This window comes from Streptomyces violaceorubidus (genome assembly GCF_000717995.1).
Taxonomy (GTDB): domain Bacteria; phylum Actinomycetota; class Actinomycetes; order Streptomycetales; family Streptomycetaceae; genus Streptomyces; species Streptomyces violaceorubidus.
Window position 1 is genome coordinate 197,129 of sequence record NZ_JODM01000006.1, and the last position, 15,165, is coordinate 212,293.

Annotated in this window: 17 protein-coding genes; 12 read left to right on the plus strand and 5 right to left on the minus strand. The window is 72.2% G+C overall.

Annotation, left to right across the window (positions count from 1 at the left end):
• Nucleotides 1–24: 24 nt before the first annotated feature.
• A complete protein-coding gene (locus IE94_RS0111650) occupies nucleotides 25–417 on the minus strand; it encodes a VOC family protein (protein ID WP_030182080.1) in 393 nt (130 codons plus the stop codon).
• Nucleotides 418–501: 84 nt separating this feature from the next.
• On the opposite strand from IE94_RS0111650, the gene IE94_RS0111655 reads away from it, so the two are divergent.
• A complete protein-coding gene (locus IE94_RS0111655; protein WP_030182083.1) occupies nucleotides 502–1,041 on the plus strand; it encodes a GNAT family N-acetyltransferase in 540 nt (179 codons plus the stop codon).
• A gap of 51 nt (nucleotides 1,042–1,092) precedes the next feature.
• Here the strand turns inward: IE94_RS0111655 and IE94_RS0111660 are convergent, their stop codons facing one another.
• Nucleotides 1,093–1,776, minus strand: coding sequence for a glycerophosphodiester phosphodiesterase (locus IE94_RS0111660; RefSeq protein WP_030182086.1), 684 nt, complete (start codon nucleotides 1,774–1,776; stop codon nucleotides 1,093–1,095).
• Nucleotides 1,777–2,003: 227 nt separating this feature from the next.
• Here IE94_RS0111660 and IE94_RS0111665 point away from each other — a divergent pair, with 227 nt between their 5' ends.
• From IE94_RS0111665 to IE94_RS0111680, 4 genes are all read left to right on the plus strand, one after another.
• On the plus strand, nucleotides 2,004–3,407 hold the full coding sequence (locus IE94_RS0111665) for a DUF6421 family protein (protein ID WP_030182090.1): 1,404 nt from the start codon (nucleotides 2,004–2,006) through the stop codon (nucleotides 3,405–3,407).
• 74 nt (nucleotides 3,408–3,481) lie between these two features.
• Nucleotides 3,482–4,228: an SDR family oxidoreductase gene (locus IE94_RS0111670; protein WP_030182093.1), complete on the plus strand. Its 747-nt coding sequence runs from the start codon at nucleotides 3,482–3,484 to the stop codon at nucleotides 4,226–4,228.
• The gene (locus IE94_RS0111675; RefSeq protein WP_030182096.1) at nucleotides 4,225–5,295 is read left to right on the plus strand and encodes a threonine aldolase family protein; all 1,071 of its coding nucleotides are present in this window, start codon (nucleotides 4,225–4,227) and stop codon (nucleotides 5,293–5,295) included. The genes IE94_RS0111670 and IE94_RS0111675 overlap by 4 nt, the downstream gene beginning before the upstream one ends.
• Nucleotides 5,296–5,381: 86 nt before the next feature.
• Nucleotides 5,382–5,954, plus strand: a complete 573-nt coding sequence (locus tag IE94_RS0111680) for a transglutaminase domain-containing protein (RefSeq protein ID WP_030182099.1) — start codon at nucleotides 5,382–5,384, stop codon at nucleotides 5,952–5,954.
• 10 nt (nucleotides 5,955–5,964) lie between these two features.
• Here the strand turns inward: IE94_RS0111680 and IE94_RS0111685 are convergent, their stop codons facing one another.
• Nucleotides 5,965–6,693, minus strand: a complete 729-nt coding sequence (locus IE94_RS0111685; protein WP_030182102.1) for a lysophospholipid acyltransferase family protein — start codon at nucleotides 6,691–6,693, stop codon at nucleotides 5,965–5,967.
• 297 nt (nucleotides 6,694–6,990) lie between these two features.
• Here IE94_RS0111685 and IE94_RS0111690 point away from each other — a divergent pair, with 297 nt between their 5' ends.
• The 5 genes from IE94_RS0111690 (at nucleotide 6,991) to IE94_RS0111710 (ending at nucleotide 11,526) form a co-directional block, all read left to right on the plus strand.
• Nucleotides 6,991–7,338, plus strand: coding sequence for a TlpA family protein disulfide reductase (locus IE94_RS0111690; RefSeq protein WP_030182106.1), 348 nt, complete (start codon nucleotides 6,991–6,993; stop codon nucleotides 7,336–7,338).
• Between the two features lie 146 nt (nucleotides 7,339–7,484).
• The gene (locus IE94_RS0111695; RefSeq protein WP_030182108.1) at nucleotides 7,485–7,994 is read left to right on the plus strand and encodes a flavin reductase family protein; all 510 of its coding nucleotides are present in this window, start codon (nucleotides 7,485–7,487) and stop codon (nucleotides 7,992–7,994) included.
• A 219-nt stretch (nucleotides 7,995–8,213) separates the two neighbouring features.
• Nucleotides 8,214–9,002 (plus strand): electron transfer flavoprotein subunit beta/FixA family protein, encoded by a 789-nt coding sequence (locus IE94_RS0111700; protein WP_030182110.1) that lies wholly within the window; start codon nucleotides 8,214–8,216, stop codon nucleotides 9,000–9,002.
• Between the two features lie 82 nt (nucleotides 9,003–9,084).
• Nucleotides 9,085–10,059: an electron transfer flavoprotein subunit alpha/FixB family protein gene (locus tag IE94_RS0111705; RefSeq protein WP_030182111.1), complete on the plus strand. Its 975-nt coding sequence runs from the start codon at nucleotides 9,085–9,087 to the stop codon at nucleotides 10,057–10,059.
• Nucleotides 10,060–10,227: 168 nt separating this feature from the next.
• On the plus strand, nucleotides 10,228–11,526 hold the full coding sequence (locus IE94_RS0111710; protein WP_030182113.1) for a DUF6986 family protein: 1,299 nt from the start codon (nucleotides 10,228–10,230) through the stop codon (nucleotides 11,524–11,526).
• Here the strand turns inward: IE94_RS0111710 and IE94_RS0111715 are convergent.
• Together IE94_RS0111715 and IE94_RS0111720 are read right to left on the minus strand one after the other, a co-directional pair.
• Nucleotides 11,507–12,367 (minus strand): hypothetical protein, encoded by an 861-nt coding sequence (locus IE94_RS0111715; RefSeq protein WP_037922373.1) that lies wholly within the window; start codon nucleotides 12,365–12,367, stop codon nucleotides 11,507–11,509. The two genes, IE94_RS0111710 and IE94_RS0111715, sit on opposite strands and share 20 nt — an antisense overlap.
• Before the next feature lie 125 nt (nucleotides 12,368–12,492).
• Nucleotides 12,493–13,569, minus strand: a complete 1,077-nt coding sequence (locus IE94_RS0111720; protein WP_030182117.1) for a LacI family DNA-binding transcriptional regulator — start codon at nucleotides 13,567–13,569, stop codon at nucleotides 12,493–12,495.
• Nucleotides 13,570–13,782: 213 nt separating this feature from the next.
• On the opposite strand from IE94_RS0111720, the gene IE94_RS0111725 reads away from it, so the two are divergent.
• Together IE94_RS0111725 and IE94_RS0111730 are read left to right on the plus strand one after the other, a co-directional pair.
• On the plus strand, nucleotides 13,783–14,736 hold the full coding sequence (locus IE94_RS0111725; RefSeq protein ID WP_030182120.1) for an ROK family protein: 954 nt from the start codon (nucleotides 13,783–13,785) through the stop codon (nucleotides 14,734–14,736).
• Between the two features lie 89 nt (nucleotides 14,737–14,825).
• Nucleotides 14,826–15,020 carry a hypothetical protein gene (locus tag IE94_RS0111730; RefSeq protein ID WP_030182122.1) on the plus strand — a complete coding sequence of 65 codons (195 nt, stop codon included), beginning with the start codon at nucleotides 14,826–14,828 and terminating at the stop codon, nucleotides 15,018–15,020.
• The last annotated feature ends 145 nt before the right edge of the window (nucleotides 15,021–15,165 follow it).

Consider the following 15,165-nt stretch of genomic DNA (forward strand, 5'->3'; position numbering starts at 1 on the left):
CGCCCACGGTGCCTTCCCGGCGGCTCAGATCCCGGGCCGGTAGCGCAGCGGATGCTCCGCGGGCACCTCCACCAGCACGATCCGGGTGCCGTCCGGGTCCGCGATCCACATCTCCACCAGCCCCCACGGCTCCCGGACCGGCGGTCGGACGATCTCCACGCCCTTGGCGCGCAGCTCGTCGTGGGCCGCCGCCGCGTCCTCGACCTGGAGCCACAGGACGAGCCCGGGGGCGAGGGGGGCCTCGGAGCGCCCGGAGACCTCCAGGAACCCACCGCCGAGGAAGTAGACGGTGCCCCGCTCGGGACCGGTGCCGAACTCCCGGTGGACGGCGAGGCCGAGCTGCTCGCCGTAGAAGGCGCGCGAGCGGTCGGGGTCGGTGGGGCGCAGGAGGGTCCGGCTGCCGAGTACGTGCACCATGCGTCCCGACCTTAGTGGGGACCGCCGGCGGCGTTACGCTCATCGGTGCCCGCGCCGTGCCCGAGACCGAACCGGAGACGCCCCATGGACACCGCCGCCACCCCGCTGACCTACCGCGACGCCACCGACGCCGACGTGGACGCGCTCGTGGCGCTCATCGAGTCCGCGTACCGGGGCGACGCGAGCCGGGCCGGGTGGACCACCGAGGCGGACATCCTTGAGGGCCAGCGCACCGATCCGCAGGGCGTTCTGGAGGTCGTCAGGGCGCCGGACAGCCGGCTGCTCACGGTGGAGCGCGACGGCCGGATCGTGGCCTGCTGCCAGCTGGAGCACCGGGGGGCGCACGCCTACTTCGGGATGTTCGCCGTCAGCCCGGCGCTCCAGGGCGAGGGACTGGGCAAGACGATCATCGCGGAGGCGGAGCGGCAGGCCCGTGCGACGTGGGGCGTCACGGAGATGCACATGACGGTGATCTCCGTGCGCGAGGAACTCATCGCCTGGTACGAGCGCCGTGGCTACCGCCGTACGGGAGAGACGACCCCCTTCCCGTACGGCGACGAGCGCTTCGGCGTTCCGCAGCGCGCCGACCTCCGGTTCGAGCTGCTGGTCAAGCCGCTGGTGTGACGCGCGTCCGGGCGCCCAAGCCGCTCGGGCCGCTCAAGCCGCTCGGCCCGCTCAGGCCGTGAAGCGCCCGGTGCGTTTGATCTCCGGGTAGTCGGTTGTCGCGCCGTCCAGCCCCAGGGCGCGCACCAGCCGCAGGTGGTCCTGGGTGTTCACGGTCCAGCAGAAGACCCGCAGCCCCGCCTTGCGGGCCTTGCGCACGATCTCCAGCGTGACCCTGTTGATGTCCAGACACAGGGTCCGGGCACCCGCCTCGACGGCGCGGTCCACCACCTCGGGGCCGTAGTACTGGGCGACCAGCGCGGTCCGCACCCCCGGCACCAGCCGGGCGATCTCGACGATGGCCTCGTCGTGGAACGAGATCACCTCCACCCGGTCCACCAGGTCCCGGCGGAGCATCACCTCGGCGAGGCCCCGCGCGGCCGCCGCGTCCTTGATCTCGGCCTGCAACGGCACCGAGACCGCGTCCAGCACCTCCTCGAAGACCGGGATCCGCTCCCCGCGGCCGGCGTCCAGGGCGCGCAGCTCCTCCAAGGTCTTGTCGGCGATCGCCCCCGTACCGTCGGTGGTGCGGTCCACGTCCGCGTCGTGCATGACCACGAGCGCGCCGTCCTTGCTCAGGTGCAGGTCCAGTTCGACGACGTCGAGACCGGCCTGCTCGGCGGCGACGAAGGAGCGCAGGGTGTTCTCGGGTTCGACACCCATCGCTCCGCGGTGACCGATGGTGAGGAAGTTCAAGGCTCGACTCGCTTCCGTCGACGTCGGCGTGGGCAGGGCGGCAGCCTAACGGCCCTGCCGGACCGTTTCCCCAGTGCCGCGCCGGGTATACGAATCCGGCGCTCGACAGGAAAAAATGCGGCGAGGCCGGGGGTGAGGCAGGATAATTTACGGAGCCTTCCCTTGATTGGAGAAACGTCGTATGCCTACGGTGTCTTGACGCAAGCTTCTCCCGTGGAGGATGGGACATGACGGAAATTCTTGTGCAGGTGGGTGCGGAGGAGAACGTTCCTCCGGCGAGCAGGGTGGTGGAGCACCCGGCGTGGCCTGTGCTCAAGGATGCCGTGGAGCGGATCCGGCCGTGGCAGTCCAAGGACGGGTCGATCGACTTCGACGCCGAGGGCGCTCCCGAGCGGGCCGCCGCCGAGGACGCCGTGCGCCGCGTCGCCGAGGCCGTGCGCGAACTGTCCCCGCTGCTGCCGCACGACCGCGCCTATCACGAGGCCCTGGTGACCGACCTCGGCCGCTGGGCCGACGGCGGCTTCGAGGTGCCCGACTTCCTCGACTCCCTGCTGGCCTTCCAACCCGCCGCGATGCGCGCGGACGGCCTCCAGCACCTGGTCGTCTTCCCCATGTACACGCAGAACGGCAACCCGGACCGCAACCTCGAAGCGGTCGTGCTGCGCATGGTCTGGCCCGACTGGCTGGCCGAACTGGAGCGCACCCGTTACGACAACCCGCTGTTCTGCGGCATCACCTTCGAGGACTTCACGGCCGGCTACGACACCAACTCCGCCGTCCTGTTCCCGGAGACCATCGCCGTGCGCGAGGCCCCCGAGCGCTTCTCCTGGGGCGGGATCTTCTGCGACCGCGAGGCCGCCCGCTTCCGCCGCGTCACCGAGGCCGCCGTGGACCTGCTGGGTCTGGAGCTGCCCGAGGACGTCGCCGCGATGGTCCACGACCAGAAGCGCTGCGAAGAGGCGTTCGTCCTGTGGGACATGGTCCACGACCGCACCCACAGCCACGGCGACCTGCCGTTCGACCCCTTCATGATCAAGCAGCGCCAGCCGTTCTGGATGTACGGCCTGGAGGAGCTGCGCTGCGACCTCACCGCCTTCAAGGAGGCCGTGAAGCTGGAGGCGGACGGCGTCCCGCAGGCCCGCGACGTGCAGTACGCGGTGCTCTTCGACCGCATGTTCCGCTTCCCGGTGACCGGCGAGCGCGTGCGCAACTACGACGGTCTCGGCGGCCAGCTCCTCTTCGCCTACCTGCACAAGCACGACGTGGTCCGCTGGACCGACAACAAGCTCTTCATCGACTGGCAGCGCGCCCCGCAGGTCACCAACGAGCTGTGCGGCGAGATCGAGAAGCTCTACCGCGACGGCATCGACCGACCGAAGATCGTCCACTGGTTCGCCGGCTACGAGCTGGTCTCCACCTACCTCGCCCCCCACCCGGGCTCGAAGTGGGCCAAGGGCCCCGACGCCCTGGACCTGTCCCTGCCGCCGCGCAAACTCGTCGACGACGTGCTTCCGGACGAGTTTCCGCTGAGCATGTTCTACGAGGCCCTGTCCAAGAAGCTCAAGAAGGTGATCGCCTCGACGCGGGGCATCACCGGTGCCGCGGACGGCGCCGAGCGGGCCGCCGCGTGAGCGAGGGCGGCGGCACGCGGGAACACGCACGGCAGACACAGGAACAGGCTCAGCAGGCTCGGGAGGCGAGGACCATGGGGAACGGGGCGCTCGACGGCGCGGTGATCGCGGTGGCCGGGGCGGGCGGACCCGCCGGACGGGCCGCGCTGCTGCGGCTCGCCGAGGCGGGTGCGACCGTCGTCGGCGCGGACAACGACCCGGAGCGGCTGGCCGAGGCGGTGGACGCGGCACGCTACGCGCACGGCGGCGCCACCGTCACCGGCGAGACCGTCGACCTGCTGGACCTGGACTCCACCCGGGCCTGGGCCGACCGCACCGAGAAGGAGTTCGGCCACGTCGACGGCGTCGTCCACCTCGTGGGCGGCTGGCGCGGCAGCACGACCTTCACCAAGACCGAACTCGGCGACTGGGACCTCCTGGAGAAGCTGCTCATCCGCACCGTGCAGCACACCTCCCTCGCCTTCCACGAGGCGCTCCAGCGCAGCGACCGCGGCCGCTACCTCCTGATCAGCGCGGCCGGAGCGTCCAGCCCCACCGCGGGCAACGCCGCCTACTCGGCCGCCAAGGCCGCCGCGGAGGCGTGGACGCTGGCCATGGCGGACTACTTCCGCAAGGCGGGGGGCGAGCAGGGGCCGACGTCGGCGGCTGCGATCCTGGTGGTCAAGGCGTTGGTGCACGAGGCGATGCGCGCCGAGCGCCCCAACGCGAAGTTCGCGGGCTTCACGGACGTGCGCGACCTCGCCGATGCCGTCGCAGGCGTCTGGGACAAGCCCGCCGCGGAAGTGAACGGAAACCGTCTGTGGCTGACCGAGAAGCCGTGAACCCCCCGAAGACCGACGCGCGTCGCCATCACGACCCCGAGGTCCGCGGTTTCGCCAGTGACAACTACGCCGGGGCCCACCCGGAGGTGCTCGCCGCCCTGGCACTGGCCAACGGCGGGCACCAGGTCGCGTACGGCGAGGACGACTACACCGACAACCTGCAACGCGTGATCCGCAGCCACTTCGGCTCCGGCGCCGAGGCGTTCCCGGTCTTCAACGGCACCGGCGCCAACGTCGTCGCGCTCCAGGCGGTCACCGACCGCTGGGGAGCGGTGATCTGCGCCGAGAGCGCGCACATCAACGTCGACGAGGGCGGCGCCCCCGAGCGCATGGGCGGCCTCAAGCTGCTCACCGTCCCCACCCCGGACGGCAAACTCACGCCCGAGCTGATCGACCGGCAGGCGTACGGCTGGGACGACGAGCACCGGGCGATGCCGCAGGTCGTCTCGATCACCCAGAGCACCGAGCTGGGCACCCTCTACACGCCCGACGAGATCCGCGCCGTCTGCGAGCACGCCCACGCGCACGGCATGAAGGTGCACCTGGACGGCTCCCGGATAGCCAACGCCGCCGCCTCCCTGGACGTGCCCATGCGGACGTTCACCAACGCGGTCGGCGTCGACCTGCTCTCCCTGGGCGGCACCAAGAACGGCGCCCTGTTCGGCGAGGCGGTCGTGGTGCTGAACCGGGACGCGGTGCGGCACATGAAGCACCTGCGCAAGCTGTCCATGCAGCTGGCCTCCAAGATGCGCTTCGTGTCCGTGCAGTTGGAGGCGCTGCTGGCCAAGGACCTGTGGCTGCGCAACGCCCGGCACTCCAACGAGATGGCCCAGCGCCTGGCCGAGGGCGTGCGCGCCGTGCACGGTGTCGAGATCCTCTACCCGGTACAGGCCAACGCGGTCTTCGCCCGGCTGCCGCACGACGTGAGCGAGCGCCTGCAGAAGCGGTTCCGCTTCTACTTCTGGGACGAGGCCGCCGGGGACGTGCGCTGGATGTGCGCCTTCGACACCACCGAGGACGACGTCGACGCGTTCGTGGCCGCGCTCAAGGAGGAGACGGCGCGCTGACGCGGACGCTCCGATGTATGCATAGGTATGCGGTCACCTGAAATGTCATTGACTGACGGGTGATCGCTTTCCTATGCTCCGCGGGCATGGAGCTGATCCAGCAAACCCCTGACCTGTCCGCTTATTTGGCTGCCGACGAAGCCATCGATCACGATCACCCGTATGTACGGGAGGTGGCCGGCCGACTGGCCAAGGAGGCGGAGGACTCGTATGCCTATGCGCGGCTGGCCTTCGAGTTCGTGCGGGACACCATCCCGCACTCGCAGGACACGGGGGACCCGCGGGTCACCTGGCGGGCCTCCGACGTCCTGGAGCGCCGCACCGGCATCTGCTACGCCAAGGCGCATGCGCTGGCCGCACTGCTGCGGGCCGAGGACATCCCCACCGCGCTGTGCTACCAGCGGTTCGACGTGGTGCACGGACTGGTCGCCGTACGCCTCGACGGCGCCTGGCACCGGCAGGACCCGCGCGGGAACAGGCCCGGCGTGAACGCGCAGTTCTCCCTGGGGAGGGAGCGACTGGCCTTCACGCCGGACCGCGCGGCGGGCGAGGCGGACTACCCGGAGCTGTACGCGGCGCCGCACCCGGCGGTGCTGGAGGTCCTGAAGGCGGCCACCGACCGCCCGCACCTGTGGCGGACCCTCCCGGCCGCGCTCTGAGGCGCCCGGCTCAGTGCGCCTGGGCCGTGCGCAGCTGTTCGGGCGTCGGGGCGGTGCCGCCGAGGTGGGCCGGCATCCACCAGGTGTCGTCGGCTCCCTGGGGGCGTACGGGGTAGGCGCGCTGCGCGGCCTCCAGCAGCTCCTGCACCCGTTCGCGCAGCCGCCGGGTGATGGCACCCGCGTACTGCTCGCGGGAGGCCTCCATCGCCTCGCCGACCCGGATGGTGATGGGGGTGTGGCTGCGCTTGAAGTTGCGCGGGTGGCCCTTGGTCCACAGGCGCTGGGTGCCCCACAGGGCCATGGGGACCAGCGGGACGCCCGCCTCCTGCGCGAGCCGCGCGGCTCCCGACTTGAAGCTCTTCAGGGTGAAGGACTCGGAGATCGTCGCCTCGGGGAAGACTCCGACGATCTCACCCGACTTCAGCGAGTCCAGGGCGTGCGCGTAGGCCGCCTCGCCCTGCTTGCGGTCGACCGGGATGTGTCTCATCCCGCGCATCAGCGGACCGGAGACCCGGTGCCGGAAGACCGACTCCTTCGCCATGAAGCGCACCAGCCGCTTCTGCGGCAGCGCGGCCAGACCGTCGAAGATGAAGTCCAGATAGCTGATGTGGTTGCTCACCAGTACGGCGCCGCCCGAGCGCGGGATGTTCTCCGAACCCCGGCAGTCGATCTTGAGGTCCCACACCTTGAACATGGTGCGGGCGAGACCGATGACCGGACGGTAGACGAGTTCTGCCATGGGCGGGTCGAACCCTTCCTTGTCAGCCTGGGAAGGGAAGCTCCCAGTCGAAAGTTACGCAGCCGTAGGTTTGCGGCTTGTCGCAGATCGTGCCCCAAGAACGGCCCGTGTACCAGCCTTGGTGCCCGGGTGCGGCGAGATCCTCGTCACTTGCCACCCCCTTCATGGCCGAAAAGGGGCCGTGAGCGGGAATCTCCGCGGCTTCGCGAACGCTGCACCTTCGGAGTACCGAACCGGTGGCGTGCGGGGTACGCGCGCCCACGAGGGCCGCGGTGGCGGCGGAACGGGGGCACGCCGGTGCGCGGCCAGGACGACGACAGGCGGGCGGCGGCCGACGCCCCGCGGCTCGACGCGGCCGACCTCGGCGCGGAACTCGGCACCCGCGCGACGCTCGTCCAGTTCTCCAGCGCCTTCTGCGCGCCCTGCCGGGCCACCCGGCGGGTACTGGGCGAGGTGGCGGACCTGGTCCCCGGCGTCGCCCACGTCGAGATCGACGCCGAGGGCCATCTGGAACTCGTCCGCGCCCTCGACGTGCTCAAGACCCCCACCGTCCTGGTCCTGGACGCCGGCGGCCGCGTCGTACGGCGGGCCGTCGGGCAGCCGCGCAGGGCGGACGTGATCGCCGCGCTGGGCGAGGCGGTGTGACAAGCGCCACGCCGGTGGTGAGGTCCTCTCCACAGCCCCCACATCCCGGGACGTAATTGACTGTGTGTGCCACCCGTCGTCAGCCTGCCCCCACGCCCGGCTCGCCGTTGCCGAACCCGAGGCGCACCGCGGAAGGACCATCCCGTATGACGGTCACACCCGACCTCGCCGCACCGCGGCCCGCCACCGACGACCTGCTGCGGTCCGTCTTCCGGCGGCACGCGGCGGGCGTCGCCGTGATCACCGCGCGGGGCCCCCGCGGTCCGGTCGGTTTCACGGCCACGTCGCTCACCTCCGTCTCCACCCGCCCGCCGCTGCTCTCCTTCGGCGTCGGCACCGGCTCGTCGAGCTGGCCCGCGCTGGCCGAGGCGGAGCACGTCGGCGTCCACGTGCTCGGCGAGCACCAGGAGGAGCTGGCGGTCACCTTCGCCCGCAGCGGCGCCGACCGCTTCGCGGCGCCCACCGTCTGGAGGGAGGGGCCCGAGGGGGTGCCCGTGCTGGACGGTGTGCTCGCCTGGCTCGCGTGCCGTGTGGTGGGCCGGGTGCCCGCGGGGGACCATCGGATCGTGCTGGCGGAAGTCCTCCTCGGCGACCCCGCCGGAGCCGGTGAGCCGCTGCTGTACCACCAGGGGCGTTACCGGGGTCTGCGCGACTGACCGCCGGCGCGACGGCTGCTGCGAAGGCGTCGGGTTCCGGTTACGCTGCGTTGCGAAGGTCACAGTTCAAAGCGCTTGCTTAGCGGGAAAGAACTGGATGTACTGACGAGTAATATTCCGGGCGGAGCGCAGGTCGCCCCGACCGGGATCGGCCGCTTGGGGCGCCTATGCTGCCTGCAAGAGGCAGCACTGAAATGTCGACGCAGTAGGAGAGCCGGCGTGAGCTTGAGGATCGTTGTCACTGTGAAGTACGTGCCCGACGCCACTGGCGACCGGCACTTCGCCGATGACCTGACCGTCGACCGGGACGACGTGGACGGTCTGCTCTCCGAGCTGGACGAGTACGCGGTCGAGCAGGCGCTGCAGATCTCCGAGAATTCCGACGACGACGTCGAGGTCACCGTCCTGACGGTGGGCCCCGAGGACGCCAAGGACGCCCTGCGCAAGGCGCTGTCCATGGGCGCGGACAAGGCGATCCACGTCGAGGACGACGACCTGCACGGCACCGACGCCATCGGCACCTCCCTGGTGCTGGCCAAGGCGGTCGAGAAGGCCGGCTACGACCTGGTCGTCTCCGGCATGGCCTCCACCGACGGCACCATGGGCGTCGTCCCCGCGCTGCTCGCGGAGCGCCTGGGTGTGCCGCAGGTGACGCTGCTGTCGGAGGTCTCGGTCGAGGGCGGTGTCGTGAAGGGCCGCCGTGACGGCGACTCGGCCACGGAGCAGCTGGAGGCCTCCCTTCCGGCGGTCGTGTCGGTCACCGACCAGTCGGGCGAGGCGCGTTACCCCTCCTTCAAGGGCATCATGGCGGCCAAGAAGAAGCCGGTTCAGTCCTGGGACCTGTCCGACCTCGAGATCGACGAGGACGAGGTCGGCCTGGAGAACGCCTACACGGTCGTCGAGTCCGCCGCCGAGCGTCCGGCGCGCACCGCGGGCACGATCGTCAAGGACGAGGGCGAGGGCGGCAAGCAGCTCGCCGCCTTCCTCGCGGAGCGCAAATTCGTGTAACAGCCTCGCGGGCCAGAAGTTCATCTGAGCCCGGCCCCGCTGACCGCCCCTCATCTTTCGCAAGCAGGAGAGAAGAAGTCCCATGGCTGAAGTTCTCGTCTACGTCGATCACGTGGACGGTGCCGTCCGCAAGCCGACCCTGGAGCTGCTGACGCTGGCCCGCCGCGTCGGCGAGCCCGTCGCCGTCGCGCTGGGCGCCGGCGCCGGTGACACCGTCGCCGCCCTCGCCGAGCACGGCGCGGTGAAGGTCCTCACCCACGAGGCCGCCGAGTACGCCGACTACCTGGTCGTGCCGAAGGTCGACGCCCTCCAGGCCGCCGTCGAGGCGGTGTCCGCCGAGGGCTCCCTGGCCGCCGTGCTGGTCCCGTCCTCCGCCGAGGGCAAGGAGATCGCCGCCCGCCTGGCGCTGCGCCTCGGATCGGGCGTCATCACCGACGCCGTCGACCTGGAGGCCGGCGACGAAGGTCCGGTGGCCACCCAGTCGGTGTTCGCCGCCGCCTTCACCACCAAGTCCCGCGTCTCCAAGGGCACTCCGGTCATCACGGTCAAGCCGAACTCGGCCGCCGTGGAGGCCGCCCCGGCCGCCGGCGCCGTCGAGGCCCTGTCGGTCACCTTCTCCGCCGCCGCGACCGGCACCAAGGTCACCTCGCGCACGCCGCGCGAGTCGACCGGCCGCCCGGAGCTGACCGAGGCCGCGATCGTCGTCTCCGGCGGCCGCGGTGTCAACGGCGCGGAGAACTTCGCGATCGTCGAGGCGCTCGCCGACTCGCTCGGCGCGGCCGTCGGTGCCTCGCGCGCCGCGGTGGACGCGGGCTGGTACCCGCACACCAACCAGGTCGGCCAGACCGGCAAGTCCGTCTCCCCGCAGCTGTACATCGCCTCCGGCATCTCCGGCGCGATCCAGCACCGGGCCGGCATGCAGACCTCGAAGACGATCGTGGCGATCAACAAGGACGCCGAGGCCCCGATCTTCGAGCTGGTCGACTACGGCGTCGTCGGCGACCTCTTCGACGTCGTCCCGCAGCTCACCGAGGAAGTGAAGTCCCGCAAGGGCTGAGCTTCCCCGTCGCACCCGCACCGAGGCCCCCGGTGACGTCCACGGACGTCGCGGGGGCCTCGGCGTGCGCAGATGATGGTGTTGACCGGCGAGAGGGCCGACAGATAACTTCACTCTACGGATAAGAGATTCCGTTCAGCGGAAAAATGAACATCAGGAGGGTGTCGAATGGGTCAGCAGGAGAAGGTGGCAACGAGCCTCGCGGGCGCCGTCGGCGAGGAGATCAGTGCCTCCCTCGCACCGGTCGACGCGGAGCTGGAGCGCCGCTACCCCGGAGACCCGGGCACCCGCCAGCCGGTCCACACCGTCTACGTCCCCGGTGACGTCTTCGCCGCCGACACCATCCGCTCCTGGGGCGACAAGGCACTCGCCGCGCTCGACGAACACGCCCCGGACGCCGCCTCCTTCGCCGCCGTGCTGGGGCTCGCCGACGACCTCGCCGAGCCCGTGTACACCCGCGTGCGCGCCAAGCTGGAGCGCGAGCCGATCGAGGACCTGCGCGTCGACTTCGAGGACGGCTACGGCAACCGTGCGGACGCCGAGGAGGACGAGGCGGCCGCCCGTGCCGCCCGCCTGATCGCCAAGGCGTACGAGCAGGGCACGGCCGCCCCGTACATGGGCATCCGCATGAAGTGCATGGAGGCTCCGGTGCGCGCCCGGGGCATCCGCACCCTCGACGTCTTCCTCAGCGGCCTCATGGAGGCCGGCGGCCTGCCCGACGGCCTGGTCCTCACCCTGCCCAAGGTGACCTACCCCGAGCAGGTCACCGCGATGGTGCGGCTCCTGGAGGCCTTCGAGAAGGCGCGCGGCCTCACGCCCGGCCGGATCGGCTTCGAGATCCAGATCGAGACCAGCCAGTCCATCCTCGCCGCCGACGGCACCGCCACCGTGGCCCGCATGATCCAGGCCGCCGAGGGGCGCGCGACCGGACTGCACTACGGCACCTTCGACTACAGCGCCTGCCTCGGCGTCTCCGCCGCCCACCAGGCCAGCGACCACCCGGCCGCCGACCACGCCAAGGCGGTCATGCAGGTCGCCGCCGCGGGCACCGGCGTACGCGTGTCGGACGGCTCGACCAACGTCCTGCCGGTCGGCCCCACCACGCAGGTGCACGACGCCTGGCGGCTGCACTACGGCCTCACCTGCCGCGCCCTGGCCCGCGCCTACTACCAGGGCTGGGACATGCACCCCGGCCACATCCCCACCCGGTACGCGGCCGTCTTCGCCTTCTACCGCGAGGGCTTCGAGCAGGCCGCCGCCCGCCTGGCCCGCTACGCCAACCGCACCGGCGGCGACGTCATGGACGAGCCCGCCACCGCCAAGGCCCTCAGCGGCTACCTGCTGCGCGGCCTGGACTGCGGGGCCCTCGACATCGGTGAGGTCGCCCGGCTGACCGGCCTGACCCGCGCCGACCTGGAGGGCTTCTCCGGCCCGCGGCGCGGCGACCTCACGGCCTCGGCGCAGTAGGGCCCGTCGACGGCGTCCGGCTGCCCGGGAGGGGACCGTCCGGGCCGGAGCCCACGTACCGCTCCAGGCCGGACGCCGTCACCCGCTTCTCCTCGGCGAACAACCGCGTCCCCCGGTCGCACAGCCGCCGGTCCGCCCGCGCCCGCGCGCAGAACTCCTCGGGGCTCGCCCCGAACAGCTCGCGCAGCCGCGCCGAACCGTTCAGCAGTTCCGTGAGCAGGGGCCGTTGCGCCCCGGGGTGGCGCCGCGGCGCGCCGGTGCCGTCGTGCAGGACGCCGTGGCGGTTGACGTACGCGTACGCGCCGCGCAGCACCGAGCCGTCCCCCGTCTCCACGCGCACGTCGGGCGCGGGCAGCCAGACGCGGTCGAAGTTACCGCCCGCCATCGGCACGCCCTCGCTGGCGTCGATCACCGCGAGCTGCTCGGCGTCGAGCCACAGGACGAACAGCTCCCGCACCGTGCCGGGGGCGCCCACCGGCGAGGCGGACACGTAGCCCATGCGGCTCACGTGGGCGGAGACGCCGATGTCCAGTCCGGTGACCCGCGACCTGACCATCGGGAGCGGCGAGGCGACCCCGAACTCGGCCATCTTGTGCCGCAGCTGGCCGGGGCTCGCGTTGGACCCGATCGCCAGCACCGGGACCCGGCCGTCCTCCTCGTACACCGCCCGGTCCGGCGGCAGCAGCCGGTCCCCGACCAGCAGCCCGGACTCGCGGGGCCACGCGCCGGGGTACAGCAGTGGCTCCTCGCGCGGCACCCCGGCCAGCCCGAGCGCGGCCAGCGTGCGGTCCCGGCCGGGATGCCGCGCGGCTTCCCCGCCCTCGGTCGGTGGTGGGGTCACGGTGTGTTTCCTCCCGGCGGTGGCGCGGACGGGCGGGATGTCTGTCCGGCCGCCCGCGCGGGGGCGGGCCGGTTCGGACGCCGGGCCTGGCGCCGGGGGCGTGGGGACGTCCGGCGCTCGTCCGGTCAGTCCGCGGGCGGCAACTCGCCCGAGCCCCGGGTGACCAGCCTGGTCGGCAGTTCGATGCGGTCCGGGGCGAGGAGGGTGCCGTCCAGCTGCCGGAAGAGCCGCTCGGCCGCGGTACGGCCGAGGGCGGCCGCGTCCTGCGCGACCACGGTGACGCCCGGCTGGAGCAGGTCGGCCAGCTCGATGTCGTCGAAGCCGACCAGGGCGACGCCCCGGGTGTGCTCGGCCAGGACCCGGATCACGGTGACCGTCACCCGGTTGTTGCCGGTGAAGATCGCGGTGACCGGATGCGGGTCGGCGAGCATCTGCTCGGCCGCCCGGCGCACCCGCACCGGGTCGGTGACGCCCAGGGACATCCACGCGTCCTCGACCGGTATGCCGGCGTCCTCCATGGCCGCCCGGTAGCCGCGCAGCCGCTCGCCGGCGGTGTGGATGTGGGGCATGTCGCCGATGAAGCCGATCCTGCGGTGCCCGTGCGCGATCAGGTGGGCCACGCCGTCGCGGGCACCGCCGAAGTTGTCGGAGACCACCACGTCCGCGTCGATCCGACCCGCCGGACGGTCCACGAACACCGTGGCGACGCCCGCCTTCAGCTCGGGCTCCAGGTACCTGTGGTCGTCCCCCGCGGGGATCACCACGAGGCCGTCCACCCGCCGCGCGCACAGCGCCAGCACCAACTCCTGCTCGCGGTCCGGGTCCTCGGCGCTGGAGCCGTTGATCAGCAGGGCCCCGTGCGCCCGGGCCACCTCCTCCACGGCACGGCTGAGCGGCCCGTAGAACGGGTCGGCCAGATCCTCCAGGACCAGGCCGATGCTCGCGGTGCGGCCCTTGCGGAGCACCCGCGCGCTGTCGTTGCGGCGGAAGCCCAGCGCGTCGATGGCCTCCTGGACGCGGCGCTCGGTCTCCGGGGTCACGCCGGGCTCACCGTTGACCACGCGGGAGACCGTCTTGAGACCGACCCCCGCCCGGGCGGCGACGTCCTTCATGGTCGGGCGATTGCCGTAACGGTTCCCGGGGAGGCGGTCTGCGCGGCGGGTCGTGTCGGGCACGATGCGGTGTCCTGTCCTGTCGTCCACGGGATTGCGTCGGCTCCTGTTGTCCAGGGGGATGTGTCGGTCTTGGGCTTGTATGAGGATGTGGCGTCGAGCATAGAGCCTGGACAACGTTGTCAGATGCGGGAGACACTGTCCACCGCACTCTCCGGTCCTCGTCCCACCGCGGGGCCGGTCGCTGCGCGCTCCTGGCTACGACATATTTCGCTTTCGGTCCAACGGGGAGATCCGACTCTGATGCACACCGACCTCGTGGCAGCGCTGGACATCGGCGGCACGAAGATCGCCGGCGCACTGGTGGACGGCCACGGCCACATCCAGGCGCGCGCACAGCGTGCGACACCCGCCCGGGAGGACGGTGACACCGTGATGGCGGCCGTCGAGGCCGTGCTCGCGGAACTGAGCGCGTCGCCCCTGTGGGGGCGGGCCACGGCCGTCGGCATCGGCAGCGCGGGCCCGGTGGACGCCTCGGCCGGCACCGTCAGCCCGGTGAACGTGCCGGGCTGGCGCGACTACCCGCTGGTCCGGCGGGTCCGGGACGCGGTGGGCGGTCTGCCCGTCGAGCTCATCGGGGACGGCGTGGCCATCACGGCCGCCGAACACTGGCAGGGCGCCGCCCGCGGCCACGACAACGCGCTGTGCATGGTGGTCTCGACCGGGGTCGGCGGCGGTCTGGTGCTGGGCGGCCGGCTGCACCCCGGACCGACCGGCAACGCCGGCCACATCGGGCACATCAGCGTCGACCTGGACGGCGATCCCTGTCCGTGCGGTGCGCGCGGCTGCGTGGAGCGCATAGCGAGCGGCCCCAACATCGCCCGCCGCGCCCTCGACGCCGGCTGGAGGCCCGGCGCGGACGGTGACACCTCCGCCGCCGCGGTCGCCGCCGCCGCCCGCCTCGGCCACCCCGTCGCCGTCGCCTCCTTCGAGCGGGCCGCCCAGGCGCTGGCCGCCGGTATCGCGGCCACCGCGACCCTCGTCGAGATCGACATCGCCGTGGTCGGCGGGGGAGTGGGCAAGGCGGGGGAGGTCCTCTTCGCCCCCCTGCGCAAGGCCCTCACCGACTACGCGACGCTGTCCTTCGTCCAGCGCCTGGTGGTCGTCCCCGCCCAGATGGGGACGGACGCCGGACTGGTCGGCGCGGCCGCGGCGGCGCTGTCGCGGACGACGGCCGCGACGGCCGCGCACGTCTGAGCCCCGCGGAGCCCGGTACGCCTCGGCGTTCCGCGAGGCTGCCCCCGCCCAGCCCGTGACCCCCGCGCGGCGACGTAGTTGAACGGGGCATGAAGAAGCGCAGCATGCTCGCCCTCGCGTCCCTGGCCACCGGCTTCGTCGTCGCGGCCGTCACCCCGTCCCACGCCGCCCCCGGCGACCTCCCGCTCGGCCTGGGGGTGGACGACACCGTCAGCACCCTTCAGGACACCGTCGCCACCGAGAGCCTGAACCTCGGCGACGACGCCCCGGGACAGCTGGGCTGACCCACTCCGACCGGGCCGGCGCGCCCGGCGCGGACCCCGCGGCGCCGGTGCCCCGAGAGGGCGTCGGCGCCGCTGTCATATGCCCTTTCCCCCGCGCTCGACCGGACTGGTTTCCGTGGCAGGGTGAAGCGGGCAAGCCACAGGG